The following is a 9,018-nucleotide window of genomic DNA, read 5'->3' as shown; positions in this document are numbered from 1 at the left end:
CACCGTCATGGGCTGGGCCAAGTGGGTCGGCCTCGGCGTCGCCGTCGTCGGCCTGATCATCCTCGGCGTCACCATGACCGTCTCCGCCCGCCGCGGCGAGGGCGGAGAGATCGGCGGCTGGCTCGGCCGACTCCTCGTCGGCGTCATCATCGTCTCCGCCGCGTTCACGATCGTCGGCTTCCTCATGGGCAGCTAGCGCACGAGGACACCGACCGGCATCACCAACGAGAGGCACGACGTCATGAGCGACACGCAGTCCCGCAACCCGTTCACCAGTCGAGGATTCATCTTCGGAGCAATCGTCTTCGGAATTCTTGTCCTGGCCGCGATCCTGCTCGCCGTCACGTCCCTGGACAGTGGTGGCGAGCAGGGCACCGCCACGCCCGCCACCACTGCAACGCCCACCTCCCAGGCCTCAGAGCTCGACGCCGATGCTGCGAGCATCTGCGGCCTCCCTGGACTCGACGAGAGCGGCAACCTCGCTGCTGCACCCGACGCGGAGTGGACCATCGTCGGGACCATGGCAGCGCCCTCCTCGGACGATGCAGGGCCTGGCGTCGTCGACGCCGACGGAGTCCGCAGCTGCTACGCGCACACCGTGGAAGGCGCAGCCTTCGCCGTCGCGAATCTCTGGGCGATGGGAACGGACGGCCGTCTGAGCGACCTCGTCACCGAACGCCTCACCGTCCCCGGCCCCGGTCGAGACGCCGCGCTGGCCCGGGAGACCACTCAGAGCAACACCGGCCTGAGCTCCCAGATCGCCGGCGTGAAAGTCCTCGCCTACGACGGCCATAACGCCACCATCGACATCGCCTTCCAGATCTCCGACGGACGTCTCATCAGCTTCCCCTACGCCCTCAGCTGGTCCGAGGGCGACTGGAAGTTCGTGCTCACCGATGACGGACTCCCCACCTTCCGCCCGGTCGCTCTGCAGAGCCTCGGCGGCTACCTCCCTTGGAGCGGCACCACATGACCCCAGTCCCCGACAAAGAGCCGTGCTCCGTCGTCGACGTTCTCTGCTGGACCGGAGAAGGCATCGGCAACGTCGTCTCGCAGGCGTCGAACGACGCTCTGCAGCAGTTCGTCAACAACATCCTGGAGGGCTTCGGCAAAGCGGTCGTCTCGCTCGGCACCCTCTGGGTGAACGTTCCCTCCCCGGTGACCGTTGTCGACCGGGGAGGCGGCGTTAACGGCGGCGGCACACCGCCCCTGCCGGAGGCGTTCGAGACGATCCTCGGCTACGTGACGTGGGTCGCGGCGGGCCTCGCGGTCATGTCGCTGATCATCGCCGGCGTCATGATGAGCATCCGTCGCCGCCACGGCGACGGCGAAGCGCACATGGGACGCATCGGCGTCATCATCTTCGCCGTCTTCCTGCTCTCCTCCGCCTCCGCACTTGTGACAGGGTTCCTGCCCTTGGCGCTGCACCTGAACGAGTCCTCGAGCACCGTCGGCTGGGTGCAAGGGCAGCTCGAGTGGTACGCCGGAGGACTCGCGATCCTGTCGATCCTCGTCGCCGCCGGCCGCATGGTGTGGACGCAACGTGCAGGCGAGCTGCGCACCCTCGCCCGGTCGGTACTGACGCTGATCGCCGTCGCCGGCGCGGGACTCGTCGTGATCCGTCTCGCCACGCAGGCAGGCGACGCCTTCTCGATCTGGATCCTCAACAACTCCACCGACTGCGACGTCACCAACGGTGAGAGCAACTGCTTCGGCACGAACATCTTCGCGATGATTTCGCTGACCGCAACGTCGGGTATCGGCCTCATCGGCTTGTTCCTCCTCGGCATCCTCGCCGTGCTCATGACCTACGTTCAGATCGCGCTCATGGTGTTCCGCGGCGCGATGCTCGTCGTCCTCGCCGGCATCTTCCCGATCGCCGCGGCCGCGACCAATACGGAAATCGGGCAGCAGTGGTTCAAGAAGACGATGGCCTGGACCCTCGCCTTCATCCTCTACAAGCCCGCCGCGGCGATCGTCTACGCGATCGCGTTCCGGATGACCGGCACTGATCTGTTCAAGTCGGACGGGACTGGACTGTTCCAGATCGTCACGGGCCTCGCGCTGATGCTCATCGCGCTCGTGGCCCTGCCCGCGCTGATGCGCTTCCTCGTCCCCGCTGTCGCCTCCGTGGGCGGTGGCGGTGGCGGTGCAGGCCTCCTGCTCGGTGCGGCCGCGGCCGGTGGAGCGGCGGAGATTGCCAGCGGAGCAATCCGCTCGCGCAGCGGAGGCGACAGCGGCGGGGGCGGAGGGTCGCCCGGCGGCGGTGGCTTCGGCTCCGCACCGTCCGGCAGTAGCGCCTCCGCCGGCAGCAAGGGGTCACCCGCTGCGACTCCGGCCGCCTCCGGTGCAGGCGGCGGCGCAGCAGCGGGCGGCGGCGCAGCTGGCGGAGCTGCGGCCGGCGGTGGCGCGGCAGCGGGCGGTGCGGCGGCAGGCGGTGGTGCCGCAGCCGCGGCAGGAGGTCCGATCGGTGTCGGCCTTGCGGTGGCCGGGAAGGCCGCCGAAGGCGCGAAGCACGCAGCAGGGGCGGTCAAGGCAGCCACGGACGACGCCACTGGCGGCAACGGAAGCGGGAACTGATGAGCACGACAACCCCTACGCGCAGCGCTGAGGCGCCGCGGACGTACGGCAACTGGCGTCGCCCGCAGACTGCGGGACTCGGCGGCCTCGGACAGCTCGCCACGGGCGTGCTGTTCGTCGGCATCCTCTCCTCGATCATCGCGTCGATGTTCTCCGGCCTCGGGGCCGCGCTCGTCGTCGCCGCTATCTTCGGCGGGATCTTGCTGACGGTTTCAGTGAAGGACAAGCACGGGCAGAGCGCCCTCGGAAGGACGGTGAATCGCGTGAACTGGATGCGGACGAAGGCCAAGGGAGCGAACGTCTATCGTTCAGGTCCCGCGGGTCGGGCGAAATGGGGCACGTTCCAGCTCCCCGGACTCGCGGCGGCGTCGCAGCTCTCCGAGCACGAGGACTCGCACGGGCGCCGATTCGCTCTCGTGCACGTCCCCTCCACCAAGCACTACACCGTCGTGATCGCTACCGAGCCGGACGGCGCCGCGCTGGTGGATCAGGAGCAGGTCAACAACCAGGTCGCGGAGTACGGCATCTGGCTCTCCAACCTCGGAGACGAGCCCGGCATCGAGGCAGCCTCCGTCACCGTCGAGACGGCCCCCGACACCGGCACGCGCCTGCGCTCGGAGGTCGAAGGGTCGATGGACCCCGACGCGCCGGAGTTCGCTCGAGCGATGCTCTCGGAGGTCGTCAGCAGCTACCCGGTCGGGTCGGCCACGATCCGCGCCTACGTCGCGATCACCTTCTCCTCCCTCTCTCGCATCGGCGGGAAGCGCCGCAACGCGAAGGAGGTCGCCGCCGACCTCGCCGCCCGCTTGCCTGGCCTGACGACGAGCCTCGCCGCGACAGGGGCCGGCGCTGCCCGGCCGCTCGGCGCTCAGGAGCTGTGCGAGGTGATCCGGATCGCCTACGACCCCGCCGCCGCCGTCCTGATCGATGAGGCCCGCGCCTCCGGGGACGTGCCCGAGCTGTCCTGGACGGACGTCGGCCCCGCGGCCGCTGAGTCCCGGTGGGAGTCGTACCGGCACGACGGCGCCGTATCCACGTCGTGGACGATGACCTCCCCGCCGCGCGGAGTCGTGCAGTCCGGGATCCTCGCGCGCCTGCTCGCGCCGCACCGCGACGTCGCCCGCAAGCGCGTCACCCTGCTCTACCGCCCCATCGACCCGGCCCGCGCCGCGGCGATCGTGGAGGCGGACCTGAACGCAGCACAGTTCAACAGCTCCGCGTCGACCAAGCCCACCGCCCGCTCGACCCTCTCCACCCGCTCCGCCCAGGCGACCGCGGCGGAAGAGGCCTCCGGTGCTGGCCTGCTCAACTTCGGCCTGATCGTCACCGCGACGACTACTGACGCTGTGCACGAAGCGGACGCACGCGCGGCGATCGACTCGCTGACCGCTGCGGCGCGTCTTCGGGTGCGGCCGGCGTTCGGGTCGCAGGACACCGTTTTCGCTGCGGGTCTGCCGCTGGGGCTCGTGCTCCCGCGTCACCTGCGCCTGCCCACCGAAGTGAGGGAGTCCCTGTGAGCCTGATCACCCGCCTGTTCTCCTCGAACAGCGACAACGAGCTCGAGCCCGGCGAGGACGTCCTGCCGGACGGAGCGGTCACCGCCGCGCACGGCGATACGACGGGGGAGGAGCTGACCGGCGACGGCCTGCCCACCGGTGCCGTGTCGTCCTCGGCAGAGCCCGGCACCGACACGACGGCTCCCTCGCGGCGGGCTGCGCGCGGGCAGGGCGAAGCTCCGGCCCCGGTAGCGGCGGTCGCTCAGCGCCCGACGCTCACCAGAGAGCGCACCACCCCGCGCACCCGGCGCCGAGAGGGGAAGAAGATCGAGATCCCGCACGGCGGGAAGAAGAAGAGCCAGGGGACGGCGCTGCGCCGTCCTCTGCGCCCGAGCATCCGAGGGTGGCTCGGCCGCGGCGGCGGTGAGGCCGTCAACGTCACGGCCGCAGACGAGTTCCGCGGGACGACCGTGCAGGTGTGCGGGCTGTACCCGTTCTCGGTCGGGACGGGTACGCCGATGATCGGGGTGCCGCTGGGGAAGAACCTCTCCACCGGCGCGTCCGTCTGCTGCGACCCGATCAGCTGGTTCCAGCGCGCGAACCTCATCAGCAACCCGTCGATGTTCGTGCTCGGCAAGCCCGGCCTGGGGAAGTCCTCGCTGACCCGTCGCATGGCCGCCGGCCTTGCCGGGTACGGCACGATCCCGCTCGTGCTGGGCGACTTGAAGCCGGACTACGTGGATCTGATCGAAGCCCTCGACGGGCAGGTGATCCCCCTTGGCCGTGGCCGCGGCTACCTGAACATTCTCGATCCCGGCGAGGCGTCGGAGGCGGCGCAGCGCCTCCGGGACGAGGCCGACCGCTCGCTCGAGCGGGCCGACGAGCTCGCGCACCAGGTCGACGCGCTCGGCGTCTCCGACGACACCGCGGCGATGATCGCGGAGGTCGGTCGGCTGCGCAAGCACGCCGCGAAGGTGCAGCGCCTCGCGCACCAGGTCCTCGCGGACGCCCACGGCCGCCGGCACACGATGGTCGCAGCGCTGCTGACGATCCTCCGCTCGCAGCCGCCGAGTGACCGTGAAGAGACGATCATCGACCGGGCGCTGAAGTACCTGGACGAGCACCACCAGGGCGTCCCGGTCCTCGCAGACCTCCTGCGCGTGATCCAGGAGGCGCCGGACGAGGTCCGTCAGGTCGCCTTGGACCGCGGGAACATCGAGAAGTACAAGGACGTCACCGAGAACCTCGAAGCCTCCCTCATCGGCCTGACCACCGGTGGACGCCTGGGCGAGGTGTTCTCGAAGCAGACGACCACGCCGATGCGCCGGGACCGGCCCGTCGTCTACGACGTGTCCTCGATCGACGACTCCGAAGGCGACCTCCAGGCCGCGATCCTCCTCGCCTGCTGGTCCGCCGGCTTCGGGACCGTCAACGTCGCGGCCGCCCTCGCGGACGCGGAGCTCGAACCGCAACGGCACTACTTCGTGATCCTGGACGAGCTGTGGCGGGCGCTGCGCGCGGGCAAGGGCATGGTCGATCGCGTCGACGCGCTCACCCGCCTCAACCGTGCGCGCGGCGTCGGCCTGGCGATGATCAGCCACACCATGTCCGACCTCCTCGCACTGGCCTCCTCAGAGGATCAGATGAAAGCGAAGGGCTTCGTGGAACGCTCCGGCATGGTCATCTGCGGCGGCCTCCCCGGCGCGGAAATGCCGCTGCTGACCTCGGCGGTGCCGATGTCGATCGCTGAACAGGGGATGCTCACCTCCTGGCAGGACCCGCCCGCCTGGGACCCCGTGTCCGGGCACGAGTCCGAGCCTCCCGGCCGCGGCCGCTTCCTGATCAAGGTCGGCGGACGTCCCGGTATCCCGGTGCGCGTCGAGCTGACCGCAGCAGAGAAGGAGGTCAACGACACCAACAAGCTCTGGCACGCGACCTCCCGCGCCGGCCGCGCAGCGGAGCCACTGCCCACCGATCCCGTGAACGTCGAGATCCTGCCATGAGCGTCCTCGTCGCACTCGGCGCGAGCTGCGTCGCGGCCGGCGCCGCCGGCGCCTCGATCATCAGCGCGATCCGAGCCCGTCAGCGGACGGCAGACCGCGATCGGTTCCTGCTCACCCTCTGCTGGACCGGCGTCGGGCTCATGGCGAGCTTCGTCGCCTGGGACCAGTGGGACCGGGTGATCGCGTGAGCTGCCCGTCGACGCTCGCCTTCGAGGGCTACCGCTGGACCTGCCAGCGGTCCGCCCCGGGGGAGCACGGCTTCCACACGACCGACCTCCCCGTCTCCTTCGCGGAGCGGGGCCTCGCCGTCCTCTCCTGGGGGACCTCGCACCAAGCACCCGCCAACGACTGCACCCCGCGGTGGGTTGGCCCGATCTACACGGAGGAGTCCGCATGAGCGCCACCGCCAACAACCGCCGCCGCGAGCCCGGCAAGGCCAATAACGACGCCCTGATGCTCGGCGCAGCCCTCGCGGCGATCGCTGCGATCGGCATCGTCTGGGTGGCCGTCGCGGTCGGTTCCAAGCTCGACGGCGTGAACGAGGGCCTGCCCTCGGACCCGTTTGAAATCATCTCGGGCCTGTTCCGCGGCCGAGTGGTGTGGTCGACGTCCGCAACGATGATCGCCGCGGCCGCCGTCGCCGTCATCGTCCTCGTGGGCCTCTGGCTCGTGTGGATGCGCTCGCTCGGACGGAAGAACCGCTCAAGCGTCGACCACGCCGCCCGATACATGGCGACCCCGCGCGACCTGGCGCCGATGATGCGCAAGGAGGCGTTGAAGAAGTCCGCCCGCCTCGGCGTCGCTGAGAACCCCGGCGTCCCGGTGGGCCGGCTGCACCTGGGGAAGCAGATGCTCTACGCCTCGTTCGAGGACATGATGCTGCTGATCGCTGGCCCCCGCGTGGGCAAGTCGACCTCCCTCGTCATCCCCGCAATCATGGCCGCGCCCGGCGCCGTGGTCACGACGTCGAACAAGCGCGATGTGCTCGACGCAACCAGGGACGTCCGCGCCGCCAAGGGCCACGTGTGGGTCTTCGACCCGCAGCGCGTCGCATTCGAGGACGCGACCTGGTGGTGGAACCCCCTCTCCTACGTCACCGACGACACCAAGGCCGCCAAGCTCGCGACGCACTTCGCATCCGGCACCCGGGCGATGAACGCGAAGACCGACGCCTACTTCGACGGCAAGGGCCAAGAGCTGCTGTCTGATCTGCTGCTCGCGGCCGCGGCCGGGAACCGGCCGATCAGCGATGTGCTGCTCTGGCTGACCTCCGTCGAGGACGAGACACCCGTCGAGCTCCTGCACGACAACGGCTACCCGACGAACGCGCGAGCGGTCCGCGGCATCATGAACACCGCCGACAAGGCCCGCGACGGGATCTACTCGACCGCGCAGGGCATGGCCGTCTGCTTGAAGAGCGCCGCGACCGCCGACTGGGTGAACGCCCGCCCCAACGACACCCGCCCGCAGTTCGTCCCGGAGACGTTCGTCACGTCGACCCAGACGCTGTACTCGCTGTCCAAGGAGGGCGCCGGCACCGCCGGCCCCCTCGTCACCGCCCTGACCGCCGCAACCATCGAAGCCGCGGAGGAGCACGCAGCGCGCTCCCGCGGAGGGCGCCTCGCGACGCCGCTCGTGGCCGTCCTCGATGAGGCCGCGAACGTCTGCCGGTGGAAGGACCTCCCCGACCTGTACTCCCACTACGGCTCGCGCGGGATCCCGATCATGGCTGTATTCCAGTCCTGGTCGCAGGGAGTCGGCGTGTTCGGCAAGGAGGGCATGCTCAAACTGTGGTCCGCCGCGAACGTGAAGCTGTACGCCGGCGGAGTCGCGGAAGACGAGTTCCTGCGTACCCTCTCCGAGCTGATCGGCACCTACGACAAGGAGACGACCTCCGCCAGCTACAACAAGGGCGTGCGGTCGACCACCTCGGCGCTGCGGCGGGAGAAGATCCTCGAAGTCGCGGACCTCACCAGCATGGGCCGCGGACGGGCGATCATGCTCTCCTCCGGCGCCCGCGCTGCCCTGATCGACACGGTGCCCTGGTACAACGGCCCGAAGGAGCAGGTTGCCGCGATCAACGCCTCCATCGCCGCTCACGACGCCAGCAGCGGACCCGCGAACGCTGCACCCGTCTCGCCTGTCGTGACGGTGATGCCTCCGCTCGAGGATCAGCCCGGGGCGGACGTCGACGCGGAGCAGAACGTAACTCTCCGGTGCGAGCGATGAGCGACGAGGATCTGTTCGACGTCGACACGGATCCCGTCACGCTGCACCCCGTCGAGGTGGAGGACATGGACGAGGAGGAGGTGCCGGCGACGTACTTCGGATCCGCCGACGAGTGGGTCAGGAAGTTCCTCCGCCCCTCCTACCGACGCCGGGTGACAGCCAAGGGCCAAGCGGCCGGCGATCGGTGGGCGGCTGAGTGGTGGAGCAGCGTCGAGGCGCTGACCCGCATTGAAGCCCTCTGGCGGATGTGGGAAGAGACTCGTACCAGTGCCGGCTCACTGAGCGCCTACTGGATCAACCACCTCGACCCGCACATGCGAGTCCTGCTCTCGCCCACCGGCCCCTTCGCGACGTCGACAGACGAGAACCGGCCCGGCGACATGCTGCCCTACACAGCACCACCGACCGGGATGTTTCCCGAGGACGCACAGAGCTGAGGACAACCAACGGAGAAGGGGCCGAGACGACAGCTGTCGTTTTGGCCCCTTGCTGGTGGACGCTTGCTGACGCCGCACCAGCCCTTCATGCCATCAGCGACGCGGGAGCTAGATGGGCTGGAAGCGTCGAAGCCGATCCTGCCGGAGTCCTGGTCAGATCGAGGGCGTCAGGGGAAGTGAGTCTATCGCCCAGGAGACCGGTGGCAAAGTGACGACGCGATGTCCGGTGTCGTTGACGGTGGTCGCGAGCGGCTGCGGGACGACTCGTTCGCG

General features: G+C 69.6%; 8 protein-coding genes and 1 pseudogene. All 9 read left to right on the top strand.

Annotation, left to right across the window (positions count from 1 at the left end; all coding sequences use genetic code 11):
• Positions 1-196 (top strand): annotated as a pseudogene (locus tag C5C95_RS17555) (hypothetical protein); the annotation flags it as partial.
• Positions 197-241: 45 nt separating this feature from the next.
• The gene (locus tag C5C95_RS15100; RefSeq protein WP_104324759.1) at positions 242-973 is read left to right on the top strand and encodes a hypothetical protein; all 732 of its coding nucleotides are present in this window, start codon (positions 242-244) and stop codon (positions 971-973) included.
• Positions 970-2,580 carry a hypothetical protein gene (locus C5C95_RS15095; protein WP_104317975.1) on the top strand — a complete coding sequence of 537 codons (1,611 nt, stop codon included), beginning with the start codon at positions 970-972 and terminating at the stop codon, positions 2,578-2,580. The genes C5C95_RS15100 and C5C95_RS15095 overlap by 4 nt, the downstream gene beginning before the upstream one ends.
• A complete protein-coding gene (locus C5C95_RS15090) occupies positions 2,580-4,097 on the top strand; it encodes an SCO6880 family protein (RefSeq protein ID WP_181125713.1) in 1,518 nt (505 codons plus the stop codon). The genes C5C95_RS15095 and C5C95_RS15090 overlap by 1 nt, the downstream gene beginning before the upstream one ends.
• A gap of 374 nt (positions 4,098-4,471) precedes the next feature.
• Positions 4,472-6,079 (top strand): ATP/GTP-binding protein, encoded by a 1,608-nt coding sequence (locus C5C95_RS17705; RefSeq protein ID WP_208323109.1) that lies wholly within the window; start codon positions 4,472-4,474, stop codon positions 6,077-6,079.
• Positions 6,076-6,267 (top strand): hypothetical protein, encoded by a 192-nt coding sequence (locus C5C95_RS15075; RefSeq protein ID WP_104317976.1) that lies wholly within the window; start codon positions 6,076-6,078, stop codon positions 6,265-6,267. Before C5C95_RS17705 ends, C5C95_RS15075 begins: the two co-directional genes overlap by 4 nt.
• The gene (locus C5C95_RS15070; RefSeq protein WP_104317977.1) at positions 6,264-6,476 is read left to right on the top strand and encodes a hypothetical protein; all 213 of its coding nucleotides are present in this window, start codon (positions 6,264-6,266) and stop codon (positions 6,474-6,476) included. The genes C5C95_RS15075 and C5C95_RS15070 overlap by 4 nt, the downstream gene beginning before the upstream one ends.
• Entirely contained in the window at positions 6,473-8,308 is a 1,836-nt protein-coding gene (locus C5C95_RS15065; RefSeq protein ID WP_104324758.1) for a type IV secretory system conjugative DNA transfer family protein, read from the top strand. Before C5C95_RS15070 ends, C5C95_RS15065 begins: the two co-directional genes overlap by 4 nt.
• Complete coding sequence (locus tag C5C95_RS15060; protein ID WP_219814330.1) at positions 8,305-8,745, top strand: DUF4913 domain-containing protein; 441 nt, start codon at positions 8,305-8,307, stop codon at positions 8,743-8,745. The genes C5C95_RS15065 and C5C95_RS15060 overlap by 4 nt, the downstream gene beginning before the upstream one ends.
• Positions 8,746-9,018: the final 273 nt, after the last annotated feature.

Source organism: Rathayibacter sp. AY1B7 (assembly GCF_002932735.1).
Taxonomy (GTDB): domain Bacteria; phylum Actinomycetota; class Actinomycetes; order Actinomycetales; family Microbacteriaceae; genus Rathayibacter.
Note: the sequence above shows the minus strand (reverse complement) of the source record. Positions and strands in the feature narration are given on the sequence as shown.